The organism is Ruegeria sp. L12, assembly GCF_056531745.1.
The window spans coordinates 16,485-39,484 of record NZ_JBQFMH010000007.1 but is presented as its reverse complement, the minus strand read 5'-3'; the positions used below and the strand labels follow the sequence as shown (position 1 = coordinate 39,484).

The 23,000-nt window shown below is 59.6% G+C and carries 24 protein-coding genes and 1 tRNA gene; 13 read left to right on the top strand and 12 right to left on the bottom strand.

All coding sequences use genetic code 11. The features are described from left to right. Positions 1-111 precede the first annotated feature (111 nt). From cysS to ACR0K9_RS12330, 3 genes are all read left to right on the top strand, one after another. Positions 112-1,554, top strand: coding sequence for a cysteine--tRNA ligase (cysS, locus tag ACR0K9_RS12340; protein WP_480823592.1), 1,443 nt, complete (start codon positions 112-114; stop codon positions 1,552-1,554). Between the two features lie 111 nt (positions 1,555-1,665). Continuing rightward, the gene (gene cimA, locus ACR0K9_RS12335) at positions 1,666-3,300 is read left to right on the top strand and encodes a citramalate synthase (protein ID WP_480823590.1); all 1,635 of its coding nucleotides are present in this window, start codon (positions 1,666-1,668) and stop codon (positions 3,298-3,300) included. A 1-nt stretch (position 3,301) separates the two neighbouring features. After that, entirely contained in the window at positions 3,302-4,078 is a 777-nt protein-coding gene (locus ACR0K9_RS12330; protein WP_480823588.1) for a squalene/phytoene synthase family protein, read from the top strand. Positions 4,079-4,080: 2 nt separating this feature from the next. On the opposite strand, the gene ACR0K9_RS12325 is transcribed toward ACR0K9_RS12330, so the two are convergent. Then, positions 4,081-5,307, bottom strand: coding sequence for an MFS transporter (locus tag ACR0K9_RS12325; protein ID WP_480823586.1), 1,227 nt, complete (start codon positions 5,305-5,307; stop codon positions 4,081-4,083). 98 nt (positions 5,308-5,405) lie between these two features. Between ACR0K9_RS12325 and ACR0K9_RS12320 the strand changes: the two genes are divergently transcribed. Together ACR0K9_RS12320 and ACR0K9_RS12315 are read left to right on the top strand one after the other, a co-directional pair. Beyond that, positions 5,406-6,038, top strand: coding sequence for a DNA-3-methyladenine glycosylase family protein (locus ACR0K9_RS12320; protein ID WP_480823584.1), 633 nt, complete (start codon positions 5,406-5,408; stop codon positions 6,036-6,038). Next, positions 6,035-6,700 (top strand): alpha/beta hydrolase, encoded by a 666-nt coding sequence (locus ACR0K9_RS12315; RefSeq protein WP_480823582.1) that lies wholly within the window; start codon positions 6,035-6,037, stop codon positions 6,698-6,700. Before ACR0K9_RS12320 ends, ACR0K9_RS12315 begins: the two co-directional genes overlap by 4 nt. Positions 6,701-6,724: 24 nt before the next feature. Here ACR0K9_RS12315 and ACR0K9_RS12310 read toward each other — a convergent pair whose 3' ends face one another. Continuing rightward, the gene (locus ACR0K9_RS12310; RefSeq protein WP_480823580.1) at positions 6,725-7,150 is read right to left on the bottom strand and encodes a VOC family protein; all 426 of its coding nucleotides are present in this window, start codon (positions 7,148-7,150) and stop codon (positions 6,725-6,727) included. A gap of 31 nt (positions 7,151-7,181) precedes the next feature. Next, positions 7,182-7,787, bottom strand: coding sequence for an rRNA large subunit pseudouridine synthase E (locus ACR0K9_RS12305; protein WP_480823856.1), 606 nt, complete (start codon positions 7,785-7,787; stop codon positions 7,182-7,184). A 212-nt stretch (positions 7,788-7,999) separates the two neighbouring features. On the opposite strand from ACR0K9_RS12305, the gene ACR0K9_RS12300 reads away from it, so the two are divergent. Then, the gene (locus ACR0K9_RS12300; protein WP_480532282.1) at positions 8,000-8,587 is read left to right on the top strand and encodes an HNH endonuclease; all 588 of its coding nucleotides are present in this window, start codon (positions 8,000-8,002) and stop codon (positions 8,585-8,587) included. 3 nt (positions 8,588-8,590) lie between these two features. On the opposite strand, the gene ACR0K9_RS12295 is transcribed toward ACR0K9_RS12300, so the two are convergent. Next, entirely contained in the window at positions 8,591-9,052 is a 462-nt protein-coding gene (locus ACR0K9_RS12295) for a disulfide bond formation protein B (RefSeq protein ID WP_480823579.1), read from the bottom strand. Next, on the bottom strand, positions 9,049-9,627 hold the full coding sequence (locus ACR0K9_RS12290; protein ID WP_480823578.1) for a YqaA family protein: 579 nt from the start codon (positions 9,625-9,627) through the stop codon (positions 9,049-9,051). The genes ACR0K9_RS12295 and ACR0K9_RS12290 overlap by 4 nt, the downstream gene beginning before the upstream one ends. Positions 9,628-9,771: 144 nt before the next feature. On the opposite strand from ACR0K9_RS12290, the gene ACR0K9_RS12285 reads away from it, so the two are divergent. Both ACR0K9_RS12285 and ACR0K9_RS12280 read left to right on the top strand, forming a co-directional pair. After that, positions 9,772-9,857: transfer RNA gene (locus ACR0K9_RS12285), tRNA-Leu, on the top strand. Positions 9,858-10,204: 347 nt separating this feature from the next. Continuing rightward, the gene (locus ACR0K9_RS12280) at positions 10,205-10,465 is read left to right on the top strand and encodes a hypothetical protein (RefSeq protein WP_480532292.1); all 261 of its coding nucleotides are present in this window, start codon (positions 10,205-10,207) and stop codon (positions 10,463-10,465) included. A 363-nt stretch (positions 10,466-10,828) separates the two neighbouring features. On the opposite strand, the gene ACR0K9_RS12275 is transcribed toward ACR0K9_RS12280, so the two are convergent. The 3 genes from ACR0K9_RS12275 to ACR0K9_RS12265 are packed head-to-tail and all read right to left on the bottom strand — an operon-like array spanning position 10,829 to position 14,908. After that, the gene (locus ACR0K9_RS12275) at positions 10,829-11,863 is read right to left on the bottom strand and encodes a lipocalin-like domain-containing protein (protein WP_480823576.1); all 1,035 of its coding nucleotides are present in this window, start codon (positions 11,861-11,863) and stop codon (positions 10,829-10,831) included. After that, a complete protein-coding gene (locus ACR0K9_RS12270) occupies positions 11,853-14,264 on the bottom strand; it encodes an ABC transporter permease (protein WP_480823574.1) in 2,412 nt (803 codons plus the stop codon). Before ACR0K9_RS12270 ends, ACR0K9_RS12275 begins: the two co-directional genes overlap by 11 nt. Then, a complete protein-coding gene (locus ACR0K9_RS12265; RefSeq protein ID WP_480823572.1) occupies positions 14,261-14,908 on the bottom strand; it encodes an ABC transporter ATP-binding protein in 648 nt (215 codons plus the stop codon). The genes ACR0K9_RS12270 and ACR0K9_RS12265 overlap by 4 nt, the downstream gene beginning before the upstream one ends. Before the next feature lie 167 nt (positions 14,909-15,075). Between ACR0K9_RS12265 and ACR0K9_RS12260 the strand changes: the two genes are divergently transcribed. Beyond that, a complete protein-coding gene (locus tag ACR0K9_RS12260) occupies positions 15,076-15,510 on the top strand; it encodes an ion channel (RefSeq protein ID WP_480823570.1) in 435 nt (144 codons plus the stop codon). Here the strand turns inward: ACR0K9_RS12260 and cls are convergent. Together cls and ACR0K9_RS12250 are read right to left on the bottom strand one after the other, a co-directional pair. Continuing rightward, a complete protein-coding gene (gene cls, locus ACR0K9_RS12255) occupies positions 15,507-16,919 on the bottom strand; it encodes a cardiolipin synthase (RefSeq protein WP_480823568.1) in 1,413 nt (470 codons plus the stop codon). The two genes, ACR0K9_RS12260 and cls, sit on opposite strands and share 4 nt — an antisense overlap. 228 nt (positions 16,920-17,147) lie before the next feature. Further along, the gene (locus ACR0K9_RS12250) at positions 17,148-18,239 is read right to left on the bottom strand and encodes an AI-2E family transporter (protein ID WP_480823566.1); all 1,092 of its coding nucleotides are present in this window, start codon (positions 18,237-18,239) and stop codon (positions 17,148-17,150) included. 143 nt (positions 18,240-18,382) lie between these two features. On the opposite strand from ACR0K9_RS12250, the gene ACR0K9_RS12245 reads away from it, so the two are divergent. Next, positions 18,383-19,240: a YihY/virulence factor BrkB family protein gene (locus ACR0K9_RS12245; protein WP_480823564.1), complete on the top strand. Its 858-nt coding sequence runs from the start codon at positions 18,383-18,385 to the stop codon at positions 19,238-19,240. A 239-nt stretch (positions 19,241-19,479) separates the two neighbouring features. Further along, complete coding sequence (locus ACR0K9_RS12240; RefSeq protein WP_480823562.1) at positions 19,480-19,674, top strand: hypothetical protein; 195 nt, start codon at positions 19,480-19,482, stop codon at positions 19,672-19,674. 3 nt (positions 19,675-19,677) lie between these two features. On the opposite strand, the gene ACR0K9_RS12235 is transcribed toward ACR0K9_RS12240, so the two are convergent. Continuing rightward, a complete protein-coding gene (locus ACR0K9_RS12235) occupies positions 19,678-20,394 on the bottom strand; it encodes an RlmE family RNA methyltransferase (protein ID WP_480823560.1) in 717 nt (238 codons plus the stop codon). After that, positions 20,394-21,506, bottom strand: coding sequence for a Ppx/GppA phosphatase family protein (locus ACR0K9_RS12230; protein ID WP_480532312.1), 1,113 nt, complete (start codon positions 21,504-21,506; stop codon positions 20,394-20,396). Before ACR0K9_RS12230 ends, ACR0K9_RS12235 begins: the two co-directional genes overlap by 1 nt. 242 nt (positions 21,507-21,748) lie before the next feature. Here ACR0K9_RS12230 and ACR0K9_RS12225 point away from each other — a divergent pair, with 242 nt between their 5' ends. Then, a complete protein-coding gene (locus tag ACR0K9_RS12225; RefSeq protein ID WP_170324990.1) occupies positions 21,749-22,045 on the top strand; it encodes a virulence factor in 297 nt (98 codons plus the stop codon). A 26-nt stretch (positions 22,046-22,071) separates the two neighbouring features. Then, the gene (locus ACR0K9_RS12220; RefSeq protein WP_480823558.1) at positions 22,072-22,998 is read left to right on the top strand and encodes a methylenetetrahydrofolate reductase; all 927 of its coding nucleotides are present in this window, start codon (positions 22,072-22,074) and stop codon (positions 22,996-22,998) included. The last annotated feature ends 2 nt before the right edge of the window (positions 22,999-23,000 follow it).

The following is a 23,000-nucleotide window of genomic DNA, read 5'->3' as shown; positions in this document are numbered from 1 at the left end:
ATTACCTGCTGATTTATCAAGCGGGCCGGTTTCTTTCGTTTTCATCCCTGAGACAAGTTGCTAAGCCCGCGCCAACGCGTGACGTATATGCTGTTTCAGGAGCACGACCCGATGACGACGATCAAACTGCACAACACAAGGACACGGACGAAAGAGGATTTCGCGCCGATCGATCCCGACAATGTGCGGATGTATGTCTGTGGCCCGACGGTCTATGACCGCGCCCATCTGGGCAATGCGCGGCCTGTGGTTGTATTCGACGTGCTCTACCGTCTGCTGCGGCACGTTTATGGTGCCGATCACGTGACTTACGTGCGCAACTTCACCGACGTGGATGACAAGATCAACGCCACTGCTTTGGCGCGCAAACAGGCCGGGGCCGAGGGTTCACTGGAGCAGTTGGTGCAGGAACGTTCGGACGAAACCATCGGCTGGTATCTGCACGACATGGGTGCGCTGGGGGCGTTGGAGCCCAACGCAATGCCGCGCGCCACGGAATATATCGCGCAGATGATTGCGATGATCGAAGACCTGATCGCCAAAGGGCATGCCTATGCCGCTGAAGGTCATGTTCTGTTTGCGGTGGACAGTTGGAAAGACCATTACGGCGCGCTTTCGGGCCGGTCGGTCGATGACATGATCGCCGGAGCGCGGGTAGAGGTCGCGCCATACAAGAAAAACCCGATGGACTTTGTTCTATGGAAACCCTCGACCGATGATCTGCCCGGCTGGGACAGCCCATGGGGGCGGGGGCGTCCGGGCTGGCACATCGAATGCTCGGCCATGAGCTATGAGCTGCTGGGCGAGAGCTTTGACATTCATGGCGGCGGCAACGATCTGATGTTCCCGCATCATGAGAACGAGATAGCTCAGAGCTGCTGCGCGCATCCGCAGGGCGAGTTCGCGCGGGTCTGGCTGCACAATGAGATGCTGCAGGTCGAGGGTAAGAAGATGTCCAAATCGCTGGGCAATTTCTTCACGGTTCATGACCTGCTGGAGCAGGGCGTACCGGGAGAAGTGATCCGGTTTGTCTTTCTGCAGACCCATTATCGCAAGCCGATGGATTGGACTAAATCTAAGGCGGAACACGCTAGACATGTACTTGATGAGTGGCACAAACTGACAATTGAATTGGAGCCGACGCCTGCGCAGGTGTTTTCGCCTGATTCAAGAATCGTGGATGCCTTGTCAAGCGACCTAAACACACATCTGGCTTTGACAAACCTTTCTGTGCTCGCTTCCAGAAGCCCCCAAGAACTACTGGACAATGCACGTTGGCTAGGCTTCCTTTCAGATGAATCAAGAGCCGCATGGAAAAAGGACTTTCTGGAAAACCCATGGGGTGTAGGGGTGGCTAGCCATCCAGATTTGGCGACTCTTCAAGCAGAGTTGGATGCAGAACGCACACGTGCAAAGATCACAAAAGACTTCACTGAAGTGGATCAGTTAAAGAACCGCCTTATCCGAGCAGGTATTGAGATTCGCATGAGCAAGGATGGCGTCGAATTGCTTCCGGGGCCGAATTTCGACCCTTCAAAACTCGACAATCTCTGATCCACCGTTCCGCCCGGGCTTGCCCGGGCAGCGCCCGACCGCCCCCATGGGCGGGCGCTTCGCACCCACCCTCGGTCGGGCACTGCCCGAACAAGCCAAAGAGCCAGAATGATGACCAAGGAACGCCTCTATCTCTACGACACGACCCTGCGCGACGGGCAGCAGACGCAGGGGGTGCAGTTCTCGACCGCTGAGAAAGTGCAAATCGCGCAGGCGCTCGATGCGTTGGGGGTGGATTATATTGAAGGCGGCTGGCCGGGGGCGAACCCGACGGACAGTGCGTTTTTTGAGGCCGCGCCCAAAACCTCGGCCTGTCTGACCGCGTTCGGGATGACCAAGCGTGCAGGTCGGTCGGCCGAGAATGACGACGTGTTGGCCGCGGTAATGAATGCCGGAACGCCTGCGGTATGTCTGGTCGGCAAATCGCATGACTATCACGTCACCCATGCGCTTGGCATCGTGTTGGCGGAGAATACCGAGAACGTGCGCGCCTCGGTCGCGCATATCGTGGCGCGGGGGCGCGAAGCTCTGTTTGATGCCGAGCACTTTTTTGACGGCTACAAGGACAACCCCGAATATGCGGTTGAGGTCTGTCGCGCGGCTCTGGACGCGGGTGCGCGGTGGGTTGTGCTGTGCGACACCAATGGCGGTGCGCTGCCTGCCGAGGTTGGGCGGATCGTATCCGAGGTGATTGCGGCAGGTCTGCCGGGGGATCGGCTGGGCATTCATACGCATAATGATACCGAAAATGCTGTGGCGTGTTCGCTGGCTGCGGTCGATGCCGGGGCGCGGCAGATCCAGGGCACGCTGAACGGGTTGGGCGAGCGTTGCGGCAATGCGAACCTGACCGCTCTGATTCCGACATTGATGCTGAAACAGCCCTATGCCTCGCGCTATGAGATCGGGGTAAAACCCGAGGCGCTGGCCGGGCTGACGCGCATCAGCCGGATGCTGGACGATATCCTGAACCGAGTGCCCAGCAAGCAAAGCGCTTATGTCGGCGCGTCTGCTTTTGCGCATAAGGCCGGGCTGCATGCCAGTGCGATCCTCAAGGATCCATCGACCTATGAGCATATCGAACCAGCAAGCGTCGGAAATGCGCGCATCATCCCGATGTCGAACCAAGCCGGGCAATCGAACCTGCGCAAGCGTCTGACCGACGCGGGATTATCGGTCGAAGCGGGTGATCCGGCGCTGGGGCATATCCTGGAACGGATCAAGCGGCGCGAGGCGGAAGGGTATTCCTATGACACCGCGCAGGCCAGCTTTGAGCTGCTGGCGCGGGATGAGTTGGGGCAATTGCCCGAGTTCTTCGAGGTCAAACGCTACAAGGTCACCGTTGAGCGTCGGAAGAACAAATACAACAAGATGGTCAGCCTGTCCGAGGCGGTTGTTGTCGTGAAGGTGGATGGCGAAAAGAAACTATCGGTCAGTGAATCGCTGGATGAAAGCGGCAGCGACCGCGGCCCCGTGAACGCGCTGGCCAAGGCTCTGGCCAAGGATCTGGGGCAGTATTCGCAAATATTGTCGGATATGCGGCTGGTCGATTTCAAGGTGCGCATCACCCAGGGCGGTACTGAGGCGGTGACCCGCGTGATCATCGACAGCGAAGACGGGCAGGGGCGGCGCTGGTCCACTGTTGGCGTCAGTGCGAACATAATCGATGCCTCGTTTGAGGCTCTGCTGGACGCGATCCAGTGGAAACTTGTGACCGATTGCGCCCCGCGCTCGGCGGCTGCTGAATAGCGTGGAGTTCGACGGCGACATCAAATCCTGCGCGGCGCTGGTGCATCGGGCCGATCCGGATCGCTTCATGGCGGCCATGGCTGCGCCTGTGGCGACGCGGGCAATTCTGTTCCCGATCTACGCGTTGAATGTCGAGGTGGCGCGCGCACCGTGGATCACGCAGGAAAGCATGATCGCCGAAATGCGACTGCAATGGTGGCGAGATGCATTGCAGGAGATTGGCGAAGGTCCAACCGTTCGACGGCACGAAGTTGTCACGCCTTTGTCGCGCGTTCTTTCACCGCATCTGGCGGCGCAGTTGGATGAATATGTCGCCGTAAGGCGTTGGGATATCTATCGTGATCCGTTCGAGGATGAAGACCACTTTGACGCCTATATCAATCACAGCGCCGGAACCCTGATGGTGGTTGCCGCGCAGGCCTTGGGTTCGGCGGACGAGGCCGTTCTGCGCGATTTTGGCTACGCGGTTGGAATTGCAAACTGGCTGCGGGCCATTCCCGAGCTTGAGGCGCGGGGCCGTATTCCTCTGCTTGACGGCACGCAGGATGGGGTTCGGGCGTTGGCACAAAAGGCGCTGGACCGGATGGCGCGCGCGCGATCCGCGCGTACAGAGGTTTCAGCACAGGCGCGACCCGCGCTTTACGCGGGGTGGCAGGCGGAATGGGTGCTGCGGACAGCTTTGGCCCAGCCAGACCGCGTGGCCGCAGGGGCATTGGTGCAAGGTGAAATTCGCCGCCGATTTACCCTGATGAAGGCAGCGGCGACCGGAGGATGGTGAGCTCAGGCGGTTTGGGTGTCGGACGGCCTCAGAACCAGCCACAACAGCGCACCGCCCGCCAAGGTCAGCAGCGGGATCATGGCAAGGTTGACGGCAGTCCAGCCCTCGACCGCTGAGCCGCCCGAGCAGTTCATCAGCCCGCCGGAGGCCAGCGAGGCAAAAGTGACGCCCCCAAAGACCAGCAGGTCATTCAGGCCCTGCATCCGCCCACGCTCGTGCACTTCGTGCGAGTCGGCCAGCATGCTGGTGGCGCCGATGAAGCCGAAATTCCAGCCGATGCCCAGCAGGATCAGGGCGACGAAGAAATTGCCCAGTTCCACGCCCTGCAATGCGACGATGCCTGCGCCGCCGAGGATGGCCAGACCAAGGGCTACGATCTTTTCGACGCCGAACCGCGCGATCAGATGGCCGGTGAAGAAACTGGGGATATACATCGCCAGTACGTGGCTGGTTACGATATCGGCCGCATCGCCTTCAGAATATCCGCACCCGACAACGGCCAGCGGTGTCGACGTCATCACAAGGTTCATCAGCGCGTAAGAGACCATGGCGCAAATGATCGCCACCGCGATGCGCGGGGTTTTCAGCAGCTCCAGCCGCGTGCGGCCTTTGGGCTCGTCCGCGGCGGGCTTGGATGGTGTGGGGATGTCGAGAAAGAAAAACAGGGCCGAGCCGACTACGTTGATCGCGATCACGGCCAGATAGGTGCCCAAAAAGGGGATCACGTAGGCTTGTGAGGTCAGTTTGACGATCTGAGGGCCGATGATCGCCGCCGCAAGCCCCCCGGCCATGACATAAGATATCGCTTTGGGCCGGAATGCGTCGGACGCGGTATCGGCAGCGGCAAAACGATAGAAGCCATGCGCGCTCATGTAGATGCCGGTCAGGAAGCTGCCCAGCAGGAAGATCTGAAATGAGCCAAGATAGAGGCCGTAGGCCCCGATGACCCCACCCGCAGCGCCTGCGGTTGACCCCACAAGGAACCCGGCGCGACGTCCCCAGCGCTGCATGATCGCCGAGATCGGCGTGGCTGCCAGCATCGAACCCAGAACGATCAGTGAAATCGGCAGTGTTGCAAGGCAGGCATTGCTGGCCAGCGATTGCCCGGCCAATCCGCCGACGATGAACATCATCGGCATCTGCGCCCCCAGAACCGCCTGCGCCGCCACCAATACGGCGACGTTGCGTCTGGCCTGACTGTCGTCGGGGGTGGCAGCGATCATGGTCATGGGCGAATGGTTATCTACGATTGAGATCAGGCACAAGCGGCTTGCATATGCGGCACATCCGCCTAACGTGCGGACGAGGATCACTTGTCGGAGAGCGCATGTCCGTCGGACGCATCATTGAAACCCCGGACTGTGTGAGTGAAGGGGCCGAATGGCTGGCCGGGGCTTGCCCACGGATGGCCTATGCGATGGAGCAAACGGGTCCATTGCCGCTGCGGCGCAAGCCGGATGGGTTTGCCCAACTGCTCAGCGCGATTGTCAGCCAGCAGGTCAGCGTGGCCTCGGCCAATGCGATCTGGAAGCGGCTGCAGGACGCCAAACTGACCGGTCCGCGCAAGATCATGTGGGCCTCGGATGATGATCTGAGGGCGGTGGGTCTCAGCCGTCAGAAAATCCGCTATGCACGCGCGCTGGCTGAGGCGCGGATCGACTATAAGGCGCTGCGCGATGCCCCGGATAATGCGGTGGTCGCGGTCCTGACCGAGGTGCCGGGAATAGGCGTCTGGACAGCCGAGATATACGCCATGTTCTCGCTGGGCCGTGCCGATGTCATTGCACCCGGGGATCTAGCGCTGCAAGAGGCTGCGCGCATCCTCTACGATCTGCCAGAACGACCAAAAGACAAAGAGTTGCGCCAGATGGCCGAAGCATGGTCGCCCTGGCGATCGGTTGCGGCGCGGGTGCTGTGGGCCTATTACCGGGTCGCAAAAGACAGAGAAGGGATCAGATGACACGGGTTTTGAATGCGCTGAGGAAAGAGCCTGTTTCGGGCGATACACGCTCGGTCGTGGTGTTCGTGCATGGTTATGGCGCCAATGGGGCCGATCTGCTGGGGCTGGCTGATCCGCTGGGGGAACACCTACCTGATACGCTGTTTGTCGCCCCCGACGCGCCCGAACAGATCCCCGGCATGCCCAACGGTTTTCAGTGGTTTCCGATCCCGTGGATCGACGGCTCATCCGAGGAAGAGGCGCGCCGGGGCATGGAAATGGCCGTCGAGGATTTCCACGCCTTTCTGGATGCGTTAATGGTGGATGAGGATGTCTTGCCCGAGCAGGTCGTTCTGTTCGGGTTCAGTCAGGGCACGATGATGAGCCTGCACGTCGCCCCGCGCCGCGAGGACCCGGTTGCCGGGATCGTCGCCATATCAGGCCGGTTGGTGGAACCTGATCTGCTGCCGGATGAGACCGTCAGCCGCATGCCGATCCTGCTGGTCCACGGAGATGTCGATGACGTCGTGCCGCCGCAATCGCTGCCCGAGGCGGCCGAGGCGCTGCAGGCCGCTGGCTTCAAAGAGGTTTACGCGCACGTGATGAAAGGCACCGGCCACGGGATTGCTCCGGATGGTCTGAGCGTTGCGCTGGCCTTTATGCGGGATAAGCTGAGCCTGTAACACCGGTGCACCGGCTTCGGGATTTCAATCCCACAAGTGCGATTCAGTGAACTCAACCGAATTGCCCGCCGGGTCGCGCACATAAAGCGACCGGGCGCCGTTGGGCCAGTCGAACTCGGCGTCGATGGGGACGTTCCAGTCCAGAAGATGTTTGCGCATCACGGCGATTTCGTCGCGGGTCAGGACAAGGCAGACATGGCCGGGCCCGCGCGCGCCATGCGGCGGGACGGGCAGCTCGGGGTTGCCCGGCGGTTTCTCGGTCTCGTCGGCGTTGAACAGCAATAAAACCGACTCGCCGATCCGGTAGAATACGTGACGGTCGGTGACGCGCTGGATTTTCTCCAGCGCCAGTATCTGGCCATAGAACTCCTCGGCCACGTCCAGATCGTCGACATAAAGCGCGGCTTCCAGAATGGCCGATGGGGCAGGAATGTCCGGTGTGACTTTCATGCGTTAAGCCTATCACATCACGCGGTTTTTGTCACCAGCGCGGGCGGCGGTCCCGTTTGCGGTGCGGCGCTGCTTCGATCGCTGGCATGGGCAGGCTTTCCCACGTGCCGGGATCGAGGTTCTCCAGAGACCAGTCGCCGATCCGGGCGCGGATCAGGCGCAGAGTGGGGTGGCCGACGGCTGCGGTCATACGGCGTACTTGACGATTGCGGCCTTCACGGATCGTCAGTTCGATCCAACTGTCCGGCACTGTCTGACGGACGCGGATCGGCGGCGTGCGCGGCCACAGATCATCTGGCTCGTCAATCAGGCGCGCATTGGCGGGGCGGGTCAAACCATCCTTTAACTCCACTCCTTCGCGTAGCGCCTTCAGCGCCGATACATCGGGGATGCCTTCGACCTGAACCCAATAAGTCTTGGCCATCTTGTGTTTGGGGTCGGATATCTGCGCCTGCAACCGCCCATTGTCGGTCAGCAGCATCAGGCCCTCGCTGTCCCGGTCCAGCCGCCCGGCGGGATAGACGCCAGGCAGGTCGATGTAATCCGACAAAGTGCTGCGTGGCGAGTCGGCGTTGGCGCGGTCCGTAAACTGCGGCAGCACATCATAGGGTTTGTTGAAACGGATGAACCAGGACATGTCCCCGCCATAGCGTTCGGGCCACATCTGCGCAACCTGTGGATAAGTGTCACTTATCTGTTACGGATCCAACATAACAAATACCCGAGATGTTGTGTGAACTCGGCACTTGTCAGAGTTTTAACACGAGATATAGTTAAGTTAAGGCCGGGGCGGGTGTTCCCCGCTCTGATGTCACAAACGGGCAGTACAGAGCGAGGAGCGATTCTGTTATGGACGGAGACTTCAGGACCGAATTTGTCAGGGAAACCGGTGCGCTCAAGCATCATCCGGCATTGGTTTTGAACGCCGATTATCGCCCGCTTTCTTATTATCCCCTGTCATTGTGGCCCTGGCAGGAAGCGATAAAGGCCGCCTGGCTGGACAGGGTGGATATCGTTGCGGAATATGACGAGGTTGTCCGCAGTCCCAGTACCGAGATCCGAATACCCTCGGTCGTAGTCCTCAAAGATTATGTGAAACCCAGAAAGCGCGTGGCCTTCACGCGCTTTAATTTATTTCTGCGGGACGAATTCAAATGCCAGTATTGCGGCAGCCGCGATAACCTGACTTTTGACCACGTGGTGCCGCGCGCGGCTGGTGGGGTTACAAGCTGGCAGAACGTGGTTGCGGCCTGCAGCCCGTGCAACCTGCGCAAGGGGTCAAAATCGCTGCGGCAAGCCAGAATGTCGCTGAACAAACCGCCGCGCCAGCCAGATGCTGAAACGCTTCGCAACATTGGCCGCAAATTTCCGCCCAACCATCTGCATGACAGCTGGATTGACTTCCTTTATTGGGATGCGGAACTGGATCAGCAGTAGACCCTAGCGCGCGCGCCAGGCCGCGATCCAGATCAGGACGAGGCCACTGGACAACAACGCGTTCCAACCCGCCATCGAAACTCCGAACATCTCCCACGGGATATCGTCGCATCGCACCAGCGGGGCGGACATGATCTGATCCAGCAGTTCCTCGGCGCTCAACCCGCCGATGGGGCCGGATGTGCAGGTCGAAGGACCCTCCCACCAGCCTTGTTCGACGCCCGCATGGAAAAATCCGATACCGGCAGTGGTAGCTGCCGCCAGCGCGCCCAACAGGGGCAGGGGGCGGATGCCCGGAAAGGCGAAGGCCAGCACGCCCAGGATCACCGCGATACCATGCGGGTAACGCTGCCAGATGCACATTTTGCAGGGCGCAAGGCCGCCGATATACTGAAACGCCCAGGCGCCCAGCAGCAAGGCAGCTGACCCGGATGCCGCCAGCAGGATCAATGTTTTCCGTGTCATAGGTAACGCACCAGAACGAATCCTCCGATCAGCAGGATGATAAACAGCGTGAACACCAATCCCAGTCGTTTCTCAATAAAGCCCCGGATCGGTTCGCCAAATCCCCAAAGCAACCCGGCCACGACAAAGAACCGCAAAGCCCGCGCCAGGATCGAGGTCGCGACGAACGTGCCCAATGGCATTCCGGTCCAGCCCGACATGATGGTGATCACCTTGTAGGGGAACGGCGTGACCCCGGCGGCCAGAACGGCCCAGAAGCCGAAATCGTTGAAGCGGGTGTTGAACTCTTCCATGGCGTCTGCCTTGCCCATGGCCTCCAGAACCGGTTGTCCAAGGCTTTCATAGAAGAAGGCACCGATTGCATATCCCAGCATCCCCCCCAATACCGAGGCGACGAGTGCGACCGTGGCGATCAGCCAGGCGCGCGAGGGCCGCGCCAGGATCATGGGAATCATAAGAACATCGGGCGGGATCGGAAAAAACGAGCTTTCGACAAAGGCGACGATGGCCAGCGCCCAAAGCGCATGCGGATGCTCGGCCAGACGAATGGTCCAGTCATAAAGTGATCGCAACATAAGGTACAAATATCCCGGCAACTGTTGGGCCAAGCCAAATCATGCACCTGCCAAGGGGTCAAGCTCTGCCATGGAAACAAACCACGCAATGGTTGATTTTTGCCTCTGGACCTTCCGCCGGTTGAAGGCTAATCCAAGGGCGTGGCCCAAGTGGCGGAATGGTAGACGCAGGGGATTCAAAATCCCCCGATGGCAACATCGTGAGAGTTCGAGTCTCTCCTTGGGCACCACATCAAACCCTTTAGAGCTAAATATGCACGAGAACACGGATTCCGTGCGTACCTCCTGGCACATGAGCGGGGCATAAGCTTATGAGTCTTACTGAGAAATTGATGCACTTTGAGGCTTTTTAAAAACACAGGCGATAATGATTTCAATCGCCAGTAGTCCGAGACTGTCAGCGCGCGGCGGGTGTGTTCGCGATGATCATAAGGTATTGATAAAATAGAAAAAAATTATGTAAATTAACGTTATGTGAATGACTTGTTTTAATTCGGTTCAACTGAATTTGGATAGACTGAGTTTGTGACCTGATGTTTCAGGCTACATTTTAGGAACTAATTTTTGGGGGACTATTATGCAAAATACCAAGTTTGCCATCATCAGCTTTGTTGCTGCCACGTTGGCTTTTTCTGCGCCCGTGTATGCCGTAGAGGAGGTTGACGACCCGGATCCACCGTCAGAAACCAAAAAAGGTGACAATGGCTGGGGCAATGGACCGGATACGACAAATGCTGGCAGCTTTTCCGGCGGTACCAGCTCGTCAAAGAGTACGAATGGTGCGTCGAGAAACGACAGGAACTATCCTTCGGCCCTTGACAAGTTTGAAGGCCGGTAACGCCAACTGGGTTGGAAGCTGTTAATGAGCGGCTTGTGTCGCTCATTTCAGCCCCGGCCCGCGCATCAGGATAGGTAATCTCCATCTGCGCTTCGGTGGCGTGGTTCCGAGAACTGAATTTTGTTGGTTTTGTCACTGAATGATTGCTGTTGCACAAACCGACGCGGGCGGCGCCTGAATTGCTATTCTGGAACATTCTGCGCAAACAAGGCTCTTGAAGACGCTGCCGACAAGACGAAACGCCACCGTCTCACTGGCGAAACAGGGTGAGTGGTAGCGTGAGAGGGGCTGGCGAGGGGGTAATTTCCAGCCTCTCTCTCAGAGATTCATGGTCGATACTGCAGTTGTCTCGTCGATCAGGCTCTAATACCCGGTCATTTCCAGATAGCCGCGCCCGGTATGGCTGCCCGAGATCGTGATCGGGCCTTCCCAGTATTCAAAACTTGTGCCCATCCAGGATTGAGGGGTCAGAGCGGACACTTCGACATCAAGTGCCCGGTCCGGAAGTTCGACGCGCCAACGGGTCGGTACGTCGCGCTGTGCGACCTGACTTGTTTCCAAGGCCGAGAAAATGACCGAGCCATCTGGCAGCGCCTCAGTCCGGCCGTCTGCGTTAATCCATGTTGCGGCAGTGAAATCGCCGCGCGCGCCGCGCAGGCGGAAAGCCATCAATTTGTCTCCGCCATCGAAGCTGAGCGAGAACCAGTCCCAGCCGCTCTGATCTACGGCCAATGGTTGCGAGGACCACTCGCGATCCAGCCAACCCTGACCGGTTACGGCGACTTCGCCGTCCGGCAGGTGCAGGGTGCCCGTGACGCTGAAGAAAGGTTGCGAGTAGTAATAGCTCGCCTGACCATCGGCGGATTTGACCGAGTATCCATCCTTGCCGTGGAACACCAATGGACCTTGTGCCTGCAGGTTCAGATCATAGCTGAAATCTTGCCCGCCGGCAGTCAGACTTAACGCGTCCATAATGTCTCCGCGCATGTGCCATTCATCAATCCACGCTTCGAATGGTTCTGCGGTGACACCGGCCTGACCGACACCGCCGCGCGACAGGCGTTCGATGAAATAATGCGTGTCGGGCGTGGTGATGGCGGCGTGGCCCATCCAGATTTGGGGACTCTGCCATCTGTCGGCTCCCGAGGGTTTCAACGCCGACCGGAATAGGGTCCACTGGATGCCGTAATCGCGCCCATACTCGCCGGTAAGATTGGCCGTCAGGTACCACCATTCGATCCGGTAGGTCGGATGTGGGCCATGATCGCGGGGGAACTGGAAGCTGTATCCCGAAACGGGTCGGTCGAACCCTTCGGCGCTGCCGCCGAGTCCGGCGTAGCCCTGCGCCCAGACGGTGACCGGGAGCAGCAGGAAGAACATGAAGGCTTTAGCGTTCATTGGCAAAAACTCTCAGCAAGGCAGCCGGGGGCAGGCGGAGCAAGCGCCACGCAGGCAATGCCGCCGCGACGGCTGCTGCGATCAGGGTCAACACAAACAGGCCGATCCAGTCGCCGGGGAAAAGGTGCATTGGCAGTCGCCACCCGAACGCCTGTACATTGATGACGGTCAGCAGCACCCAGGCGAGCACCAGCCCAAGCGGCAGCGCCAGACAGGCGGTCAGGGCGGCCAGCAATATGCTGCGCAAAAGCTCCAGCCGCGCCAGTTGCGCCCGTGTAAGACCCAGCGCCCAGACGGGGGCGACCTGCGGCAGGCGTTGCGTCCACAGTGTCAGCAGGCTGGTCAGGATCGCAAAACCCGCAATGCCGAGCGTCAGCACATTCAGGGCCGATGTCACCACGAAGGTTTTCTCGAATATCGCCAGCGATTGTGCTTTCATCGCGGCCTGATGGACAACTGCCCGGGCGGGAAGATCGAAATGTGCGCGCAGGCGCCGCGCCAGATCGGTTGCGCGTTCGGGTTCAATCCGGATGCCAAAGCGCAAGGTGGTCGTGTCTGGCGCAATCTGGTCCATCACGGGCATCGCGACAATTGCCTGCCCGGTCGGGTTGCCATAGTCGGAATACACCCCTGCGATTGTCAGATCATGATCCGGCGATAGCGACAGCGTATCGCCGGGCCTGAGGTTGGCTCGGCGGGCGAGTTGTTCGTTGACCAGCACGCCGCCGCGCAGCAGGACGTCATCCCAGACGTCGGGGCCATTGGCGATCAAGGGCCAGTTTTGCCGGTAGGTATCGTCATCGACGATGCCATACAGGAACAGCGACCCTGTTTCATGCGGCAGTTCCGTGCTGCGGATGGGCAGGATGGCCGAGACTTGAGGGGCTAACCATTCAGTGATCTCGGTAGCTTGTGCCTTGTTCTGCGCAGTCACGTAGAGTTCGGATGTCAGGCGCTGGTCTAACCAGCCGGTGAAGGTGAGCCGGAAGCTCGAAACCATCGTGCCGACGCCGATATTTGTGGCCAGCGCCAGCAGCAGTGCCATCAGCGCCAGCGACAGGCCCGGCAATTGCGCACGCATATCGGCCCAGACCCATTGTGCCAGAGGCCCGTGCGCCTGGCGTGCGAACAGGGTGAGAAGCGCAGACAGTAGCGCGGGCAGGATCAGGGCTGAGCCCGTGAGTATTCCGGCCAGCAGGGCAAAACCGGCCAGCAGACCATCGATGATAACGAATAGGACGATTCCGGCTGCGATCAGGCCAAGACCTGCCGCGCCCCCGAGTCGTTCTGCCCCCTGGCCGTGCCAGGCCTGCAGACCGGGGCCAGCGAGTATCGACATGCGCGACAACCGCCAGAGGGCGTGACCGCTGGCCGCCAGAGTGCCCCCGACCGCCATGGCAAGCCCGGCTGCGATCCATTGCGGACGCAGGGTCATCTGACCATCTACGGGTGCGCCATAAAGCCCGCGCAACGTGGCGGCTACGTCGGGCAGCAGCGCACCTGCGAGGAAATAACCCAACATAAGGCCAAGGAGGCCTCCGATCAGAGCGATGAAGAGCAATTCGCCCAGCATGAGGCAGACAAGCTGTTGCAGCGGCAGTCCAAGCGCCCGCAGGGTTCGGATCATGGCGCGCCTTTGGGCAAAGGCCAGCCCGACCGTGCCGTGAACAATGAACAGCCCGACCGCGAACGAGAGCAATCCGAACGCCGTGAGGTTCAGGTGAAAACTGTCGGTCAGCTGCGCCGTGTCCATCTGCGCCGATGGGCTGATACGTTTCAGCTCTGGTACGATGTCGGATAAAGGCGGAGCGGCACTCGGCTGCTGAGGCAGGATCACCAGTCGCGAGATATGGCCCGGTCGGTTCAGCAGACGCTCGGCCACCGCGATATCGGTGAGGACCAGATCGGGGGGCAGGGCGGTGGTTTCGATAATTGGCGGAAACTCGTTCGTCGACGCGAACAGAGGCGCAAGCTCCGGCGCCATCAGCAATCGGCCCGGAGCGGTCAGGATATCGGAGGGGTCGGGCGGCGTGGCGCTTTCATTGAGTTCGATGATCGCGGGCAGGGCCGGGTAGGCGATCATATCCACCCCCATCAGGCGCAGGCGGCGATCTCCGACGCGCAGCGAACCTTCCAGAACCGCGGCCACCTGCCAACCCGCGCGTCTGAGCTTGGCATATTGCTGGATGGTGATCGCGCCGCCGGGGTTCTGAAGCTCATCGAACTGCCCGATCGCAAGTTGGGTGTTGGCGCGTGCATAGCTGGCCCGGGCCTCGGCGTTGATCGCCTGTACGGCCGACCACAGGCAGGTGGCCAGCGCAATCCCGGTCAATAAAGTCACCAGTTGCAGCGGATGCGCGCGCCAGTGGGACAGCAGAGATTGGGCGGCAGGGCCAATCATTCGATTTGACCGCCCGACAGATGTGCGCGACGGTCCAGCCGCGAGGCGATCTCGGCCGAATGGGTAACCAACAGCAATGCGGCACCGGTATCGGCCACCAGTGACAACATCAGGTCCAGCACCACGGCGCTGGCGGTTTCATCCAGATTGCCGGTGGGCTCATCCGCAAGCAGCAGTTTAGGTCGTGTGGCCATCGCCCGCCCGATGGCCACGCGCTGCTGCTGGCCGCCCGAAAGGTTTTCCGGGTATCGGTCTTGCAACTCAGACAACCCAAGCCTTTCAGCCAGAAGTCCGGTCCAATCTGGATCATCCCGCCCGGCAAGGCGCGCATGGATTGACAGGTTCTGTCCGACGGTCAGCGAGGGGATCAGGTTGAATTGCTGAAACACCAGCGACAGGCTGTCCCGACGCAGCGCGGCGCGGCCTGCATCGCTCAGCGGCGACAATGGCTGCCTGTCCAGGGTGATCTCTCCGGCATCAAACCCATCCAGCGCCGCAACCAGATGCAACAATGTGCTTTTGCCACTGCCACTTTCGCCCGTCAGCGCCAGCGTCTGCCCCTGTTCCAGGGACAACGAGACGTCGCTGAGGACGGGGCGCCCACCGGGGTAGGATTTCCGGACGTGATCTATCGACAGCAGCATGCGTGACCTCTTGTGGTTGGGTCACAATGTGCAACGCCAACCGGCAGTGTCCAGAGCGGAATTCGTTTCCATTCGCCGCAGGTCTCACGCGCGCGGCAAGGGTTGTTCACCGCCACAGAAAGCCCCATGCTGCAATCAACGTCAGCGTAGGGGGCCAAAGCCGTTTCATGACTTTGTCACAGCAAATCCTTTGGGGCAGCCTCTATCTGGGCGTTTGCTTTCTGATTGAAATCATCCTGTTGACCCTCTGCGTCGTCGTCATCCGCAGACTGGTCGAGAAATGGGAAACCCGCAGCACGACGCTGGCGACTGCCGGACCCATCACCGTGGCGCTGTTGTTCATCGTGCTGACCCATACCGTACAGGTCTGGATCTGGGCCATAGTCTGGGTAATGGGGGATGTGCTGCCCGACTGGAACTCGGCGCTGTATTTCTCGTTGGTGACGTTCACGACGCTGGGCTATGGCGATATCGTGCTGGGCGAGGGGCTGCGGATTTTCGGGGCCTTCGCATCGGTCACCGGGTTACTGGCCTTCGGACTTTCAACCGCCTTCCTTGTAGCCCTGATGACCCGTGTCTTCGAAGAACGGTTCCTGCGTTAGAGGATCGGCGCGAATAGCCGCGCAAGCGGGGCGCCAAAGCGGATATGTATCGGTTGTTGCGGCAGATTTCGCGTCAGCTCGTAACTTGATTCGAAATCGGTCTGCAGCATTTGCGCCACCGCATCTGCCGCGCGCGGATCGAAGAGCAGGGCCATCGCCTCGAAATTCAGCCGGAATGAGCGGTTGTCCAGATTGGTGGTGCCCACCGCGGCCAGCGTATCATCGACGACGAAGGCCTTTTGGTGCATGAACCCGTCGGTATAGCGAAACACGCGTGCGCCGCAGTCGCGGATCTCGTCGAAATAGGCAAAGGCGGCCAGCCATGGCAGACGATGATCGATCACGTCGGGCACCAGAATGCGCACATCAACGCCGCGCAGCGCGGCGTGTTGCAAGGCGGTCATGATGTCGATGTCGGGCACAAAATAAGGTGAAGCGATCCACAGTCGCTTTTTCGCTTCGGTGATGGCGGCAAAAAACATCATCGCGCCGGTTTCCGTCTCATCACCCGGACCTGTTGCCACCAGCAAAGCGTTCATGTCCTGATCGGATTCGCTGCCCGCCCAGTCGAGTTGATCGATCAGGTCCTCACCCCGCGCCCAGTGCCAGTCTTCGGTGAAGATCAGTTGCAATTGGCGCACGACGTGGCCGGTCATCCTGATATGCGTATCCCGCCAACGCCCGAACCGAGGGCTCTGGCCGAGATATTCCACCCCGATGTTATGCCCGCCGATAAATCCGGTCTCTCCGTCGATGATTACCGTTTTGCGATGATTTCGATAGTTCAGCTGAAACCGGAAATTCGGCCCCCGTTGCTTACGTGGGTCGGCAACATCGACCCCACCGGCGCGCAGGGCGTCAAGATAGCTGGTTGGCAGACCATAGCTGCCCACCGCATCCGTCATGAACCGTACATGCACGCCGCGTTTGACGGCCGCGATCAGATGATCTTGCACCTTTCGTCCAAGTTCGTCGTCGCGCACGATGTAGAACTGGATCAGCACATAGGATTTGGCCTTGTCGATGGCGTCCAGAATGGCGGCAAAGGTCGCATCTCCGTCGATCAGCAACTCGGCACCGTTCCCGCGCGAAACGGGTAGATGTGCAAGCGCCTCGAACGGGCGGGGATTGATCCGTAATGTTTGGGGATCGGGTTTCGAGAAATCGGCAAAGGTCTTGATCCCTTCAACCACACGCTCGCTTTCCTGCCGGGCGATGCGGTAGCCGCGAAACCGATGGTGACCCAGAAACAGATAGAGAGGGACGGCGAAGACCGGTGCGGACACCAGAAACACCACCCAGCCCACCGCGCCCTGTGGCGTGCGCGCCGTCTGGGCCGCCCGCACCGCAAAGACGACAGCCACGCAATAAAGAGCAAATACAAGAAGCGAAACAAGCAGTGTCCACATCGATGCGTAACCGTCCGGGTTTATTAGTTTGTCCCAGTGTAGATGCGTGACTTGTCATTGGCTATATCAACGATAGTCCCACCTTTCTAATCCTGTTGCCTGAGGTGACCGGTTCCGGCAGGGCAAATGCGCCTTCCGGGTTTTCCGCAGCAGGGCTGTATTCTGGGTTGAAGTTGATCTGCAAAGCGATTGGTTGGGTGTGCTAAACTCACCCTGTCAAATCTGGGGTCACCCTGAATGAACTTTTTCTGTGTGGTCATCCTCACCCAATCGACCGTCCAGAGACATCAGGATTGCGACAGGCCGCAAGGCCGGAATGTGGCTGAAAATGATAAGGATACAGACGGTCAAGGGCACGCTCAGGAACGCTCCGATCAGGCCCCAGACGGTGGTCCAGAAAGTCAGCGCCAGTATCACAAGGAAGGTCGACATGTTCAGAGACCGCCCCAGCATTGCCGGATCCAGGAAATTGCCGATCACGAACTGAATGGTCCCGCAGCCCAGCACGATGACAAGAAACGGCCCGATGCTCTCGAATTGCACCAGCGCGATCATCGCCGGGAAGATCACGGCGATGATCGACCCGATCGACGGAATGAAGTTCAGGGCAAAGGTCAGAACAGCCCAGGTTTCCGCGTATTCCAGACCCAGAACCTTGAAGATGGTATAGCTGATGGTGGCCGTGATCAGGCTGATCAGGGTCTTCACGCCCACGTAACGTTGCAGGCTATACGAAATGGCATCCAGCACCGAAGCCAGATCCGCGCCAAGCTGCGGACTGCCTGCGGCCAGTTGGATCTTCTTGCGAAAGGCCAAACGCTCGGCCATCAGGAAGGCCACATAAAGGCTGATCAGGAAGAACTGGTTCAGCAGGGACGTTGCACTGCCCAGTAGTAGGCGGGCAACATAGGACATGTCGATGCTGACCAGATTGTCGCGGATAAAGCTGGTCACATCATTGCCCACAAGGCCGGTAATCCGGTTCACCGCATTGTCGAACTGGCTTTCATAGGTGTTGATCGAGCGGGCAAACTGGGTGGCCTGACTGCCCAGAATGTACATGATCATGAACAAACCGGCCAGCACAACGGTCACCCCGGCGATATTGGCCAGCCAGACCGGAGCACGGGTGAGCGCGATGACGCGGTCACTGAGCGCGATGATCAACACGTTGATCAGAAGTGCCATGGTAAGGGGCACCAGAAAATTGGCCCCCGCATAAAGCCCCAGCACGCCCAACGTGGCGACAATGACGACATCCCGCAGCACACTCAGTTGAGGGCGCGGTTGGGTCTGGCTATCGCTGACATCAGGCTTCATGGGATCACCTCGATTGGTGTTGATGCCGATCCTGCACGGGCTGGTCGGTTTATGCAATCCGTGCAGACGCTTAGGTGCCGGAATTCACGACAGTTGTCGGATTGGCGGTTCTGTGATGCCGCTAGGCAGGATAGGGTCGGGCTATGTCACGCAGTGCGATTCCATCTTCCAGCCAATTGATACGCGGCCTCTGGCTGGCCTTGCGGCGGTTCAACAACAAGAACGGTTTTGTCATGAGCAGCCATGTCGCCATGTCGCTGATGATGGCGCTGTTTCCGTTTGTCCTGTTCACAGTGGCGCTGGCGGGGGCCTTGTCGCAGGGCTATGTAACGGACGAACTGATTGACCTGCTCTTTGGCGCATGGCCCAAGGATGTTGCGGACCCGATCATTGCCGAGCTGCGCGCGGTTCTGGCCGGGGCCGGATCAGGTGTTATCACTCTGGGCGGCTTGTTGGCGATCTATTTTGCGTCGAACGGTGTCGCGGCTGTCCGTAAGGCGATGACGCAGGCCTATCACGACAAGGACAGCTGGCCGTTCTGGAAAACGCGGCTGCTGTGTTTCGCGCTGGTCATCCTGGGCGGCGCAGCCATCCTGGCCATCGCTGCGGTCGAGGTGGTTTTGCCGGTCTATACACGTCTGGTCGCGGAAACGACGGCGGTAGATGTAGACGACTGGCTGTCGGTTGACCGTTTGCGCTGGACCTTTACCGTGGCCGTTCCAGCAGGGACCGTCATTCTGGCGCATCTGGTCCTGCCGACACGTCGGCACAGTCTGGCGCAGATTTTGCCGGGCGTGTTGCTGACACTGGCCCTGTGGACGGCGGGCGGTTGGGGGTTTTCGGTCTATATCGCTCAGTTTGCAACATACAGCGCGACCTATGCCGGGCTGGCAGGTGCGATGGCGGCGTTGATTTTCCTGTATCTCTGCTCGGCGATGCTGATCCTCGGCGCGGAATACAACGGGGCGCTCATCGACCTGCAAAATGCGGAAAACAGATGACGCCGTCGTCAGTGCCATCAAAATGATTGTCGGGCTGCGGCGGTACTGGCAAGGCGCTAGTGGATATGTTCTTGCCACCGGGTCGTGCGACTGCCGCTTTTGAATTCCGGGACCCGATCTGAAGCGTTTAGCCGATGCCTGTTCAACTGCTTCATTATCCGGCACCGAACCGGCAGATTCGCGTCACGTTCTGGGCCTATTGTTCTGCTAAGCTCAGCAGCGAAATCAAAAGGTGAACCATGTCGGATCGTTCAGCAACGCATCTGCCGCCATTGACCGGCACGCGGAAAACATCGCTTGATCATCGGATCGAGGAACTACGGACGCGCAAGCCCACGTATATCAACCATGGTGAAGCGTTGCTGCTGCAAGGCATCGCGGCCGCTTCATTGCGCAAGCAACATCTGGTGCAAGACAGGGTTGAGTTTGACTGACGCTTAGCCCCGGAACCCGGTGGCGACCACGAATTTCTCGGAACTGTCCGAGCGCGATGCCGGTGGTTTGACGTTCGACACTTTGGTGAATTTCTGCTTCAGCAGCTTCTGCAGGTCCCCCTCGGCGCCACCGGCCAGAACCTTGGCCACGAAGGTGCCGCCTTCTTCCAGCACGTCAAAGGCGAAATAGGCGGCGGTTTCGCACAGTGCCATGATGCGCAAATGGTCGGTCTGCTTGTGCCCTGATGAGGCTGCGGCCATGTCCGACATCACCACATCGGCCTTGCCGCCCAGCCAGTCCTTGACCTTCTGGTCAGCGTCGTCCTCCATGAAATCCAGCACATGGGCGGTGGCACCTGCAACCGGCTCGACCTCTTGCAGGTCGACGCCCAGAACGGTGCCGATGCGTTTGCCGCTTTTCTCACCCAAGGCATTGACCCGTTTGACAGCCACCTGCAGCCAGCCACCGGGGGCACAGCCCAGATCGACCACACGCGTGCCGGGCACCAGAAAGCGGAATTTGTCGTCCAGTTCCAGTATCTTGAACGCTGCGCGACCGCGATAACCTTCGGCATTCGCGCGTTTGACATAGGGGTCGTTCAACTGCCGTTCCAGCCAGCGGGTCGAGCTGAGCTTGCGCCCGCGCGCGGTTTTCACCTTGACCTTCAGGTCGCGCTGTCCGCGGCCCGAGTTGCTTTTCCCAGTCGGTGTCTTCGCCATCAGAACGGTCCGTCTTCCAATACGCCGTCCGCGCTCATCTGTGCATAAAGCAGACCTTCGCGCAGGCCCCGGTCCGCCACAGAGAGGCGGTCGGTGGGCCAGCATCTTAGCAGCGCCTGCAATATCGCCGAGCCGGACATGATCAGCGCCTGCCGGTCATCCCCGATACGGGGGTCGCGGCGGCGGCCATGAGGGCCGAGTTCTAGATACCCGCGTATGACTTTGTCAATCTGATCGCTGGTCATGCGCAAACCGTCGACCTTGGTCCGGTCATAGCGCTTCAGACCCAGATGCGAAGCCGCGACGGTCGTGACCGTGCCGCTGGTGCCAACGATTTGAAACCCCTCACGCGCCTGTTCGTCCTTATAGGGGGCAAAATCGGCCAGGTTTTCCTCGAAGAACCAGCTCATCAGCGCGAACCGGGCCGAGTCGTCCTCGACATCGTGGAACTGATCGCGCAGCGTCGCAACGCCCAGCGGAACGCTGATCCAGTCCACCACCTTGGCGGCGGGGAAGGGGCTGTCGGCGGTGTGAAAGCCATTATGCAACCGCATGATCGCGGCAGGACGGTCGCGGCGTGGAACTGAGGATATGTCGATCCACACCAGTTCGGTCGAGCCGCCACCGATATCGACGACCAGCAATTGTTCGGTCTTGGTGGATACCAGCGGTGCGCAGGAAATAACGGCCAGGCGCGCCTCTTCCTCGGGTTGGATGATTTCCAGCGTCAGGCCGGTTTCGCGCTTCACCTGTCTTATGAAATCGCGCGAGTTCTTGGCACGGCGGCAGGCCTCGGTCGCGATCAGGCGCATGCGCTTGACCCTGTTGCGTTTCAGTTTTTGCTGACAGATCCGCAATGCCTGAACGGTACGCGACATAGACGCCCGCGACAAACGTCCCGTGCGTTCCAGACCCGCGCCCAGTTGCACGGATTTGGAAAAGCTGTCCACCACATGGAACCCGCTGCCCTTGGGCTGGGCTATCAACATGCGGCAGCTATTGGTCCCCAGATCCAGTGCCGCATATAATGCATCCGGATCGGGTCTTGCCGGCGCGGGGCTTTCGACCGCTTTCGGGAACGCGCCCGCACCTTTGGGACGCTTGGGCGCCATCTTCAACGCCCTCCGATTTTCGAGTTACCCCGACCATAGGTCGCACGTTTCGATCACGCAAGACGCTCATTAAAGTCATTAGTATTTTGATGTTCGATTCTTGTGTGCTCGACGCTAAAAGCCTTGGTATCCCATCGTGGGCAAAAAGGTCGCTGTGAATGCGCTGTGTGTCGAAAACCGACCGACCTTGCCCCACATAGATGTTTAGAACCGGCCCATCTGGTTAGGAGGAATCAAAGCAGATGCCTGACGTCACCATCGTATACTGGCGCGACATTCCCGCCCAAGTCATCGTCGGCAAAGGCCGTCGCGGTGCCAAGCGGCAATTGGAAGAGCGGTTTGAACAAGCCATCGACCGCGCGGCCATGAAGGTGAACGCCAAGGACAGCGATGCCTACCTGGCCGAGTGGCGCAAGGCAGAGCCTTTCGCGGTTGAGGGCGACCCGTCCGAGATTGCCGAGGCCGAAGCCGTGCGTCTGGAAACAGAATACGATCAGGACCGCATCAAAGCGCTGATCGCCAATGACGGTTGGGCATGAGCCCGAAATCTTTATGGGAGGCCGCTATGGCTTTGCTGAATTTCAAGAAACGTGATGCCGCCGAAAACGGCCCGGTAAATCCGACCGTCGAAGCCTTTTTGCAGGGCTATTCGATCGAGGTGATGCCCCGCACCGCCGAAAAGGTCGAGGATTTCCGCGCGCTGCTGCCCGAAGGCACCCGCGTCTACATTGCCCATATCGAGGGCACCCCGATCGAGGACATGGTCGAGACCGCCAAACGCATCGCGGACGAAGGCTATCCGGTCATGCCGCACTTCCCGGCGCGGATCATCAAGGATGCGGCGACGCTGGAAAACTGGATTTCCATGTATCAGGGCGAAGCAGGCGTCGAGCAGGCGCTGCTGCTGGCCGGTGGTGTGGACAAGCCGCATGGCGATTTCCACAGCTCGATGCAGCTGATGGAAACTGGTCTGTTCGACAAGGCGGGCTTCAAGCGTCTGCACGTGGCTGGCCACCCCGAGGGCAACAAGGATATCGATCCTGACGGCTCGACCAAGAATGTCGATGACGCGCTGCGCTGGAAGCAGAAGTTCAACGAAACCACCGATGCCGAAATGGCGCTGGCCACGCAGTTTGCCTTTGACGCCAAGCCGATCATCGCATGGGCCGACAGCCTGAAAGAGGCGGGTATCGATCTGCCGATCCATATCGGTATCGCCGGCCCGGCCAAGCTGCAGACGCTGATCAAATTCGCCATTGCGTGCGGCGTTGGCCCGTCGCTGAAGGTTCTGCAAAAGCGCGCCATGGATGTGTCCAAGCTGCTGCTGCCCTATGAGCCGACCGATGTTCTGACCGAACTGGCCAACCACAAGGCGGCCAACCCGGACTTCAACATCACCAACGTACACTTCTTCCCGCTGGGCGGGATCAAGACCAATGCCAACTGGGCAATCAATAACGGCGGCGCTTCGGCAAAGCCTGTAAACTCCTAAGG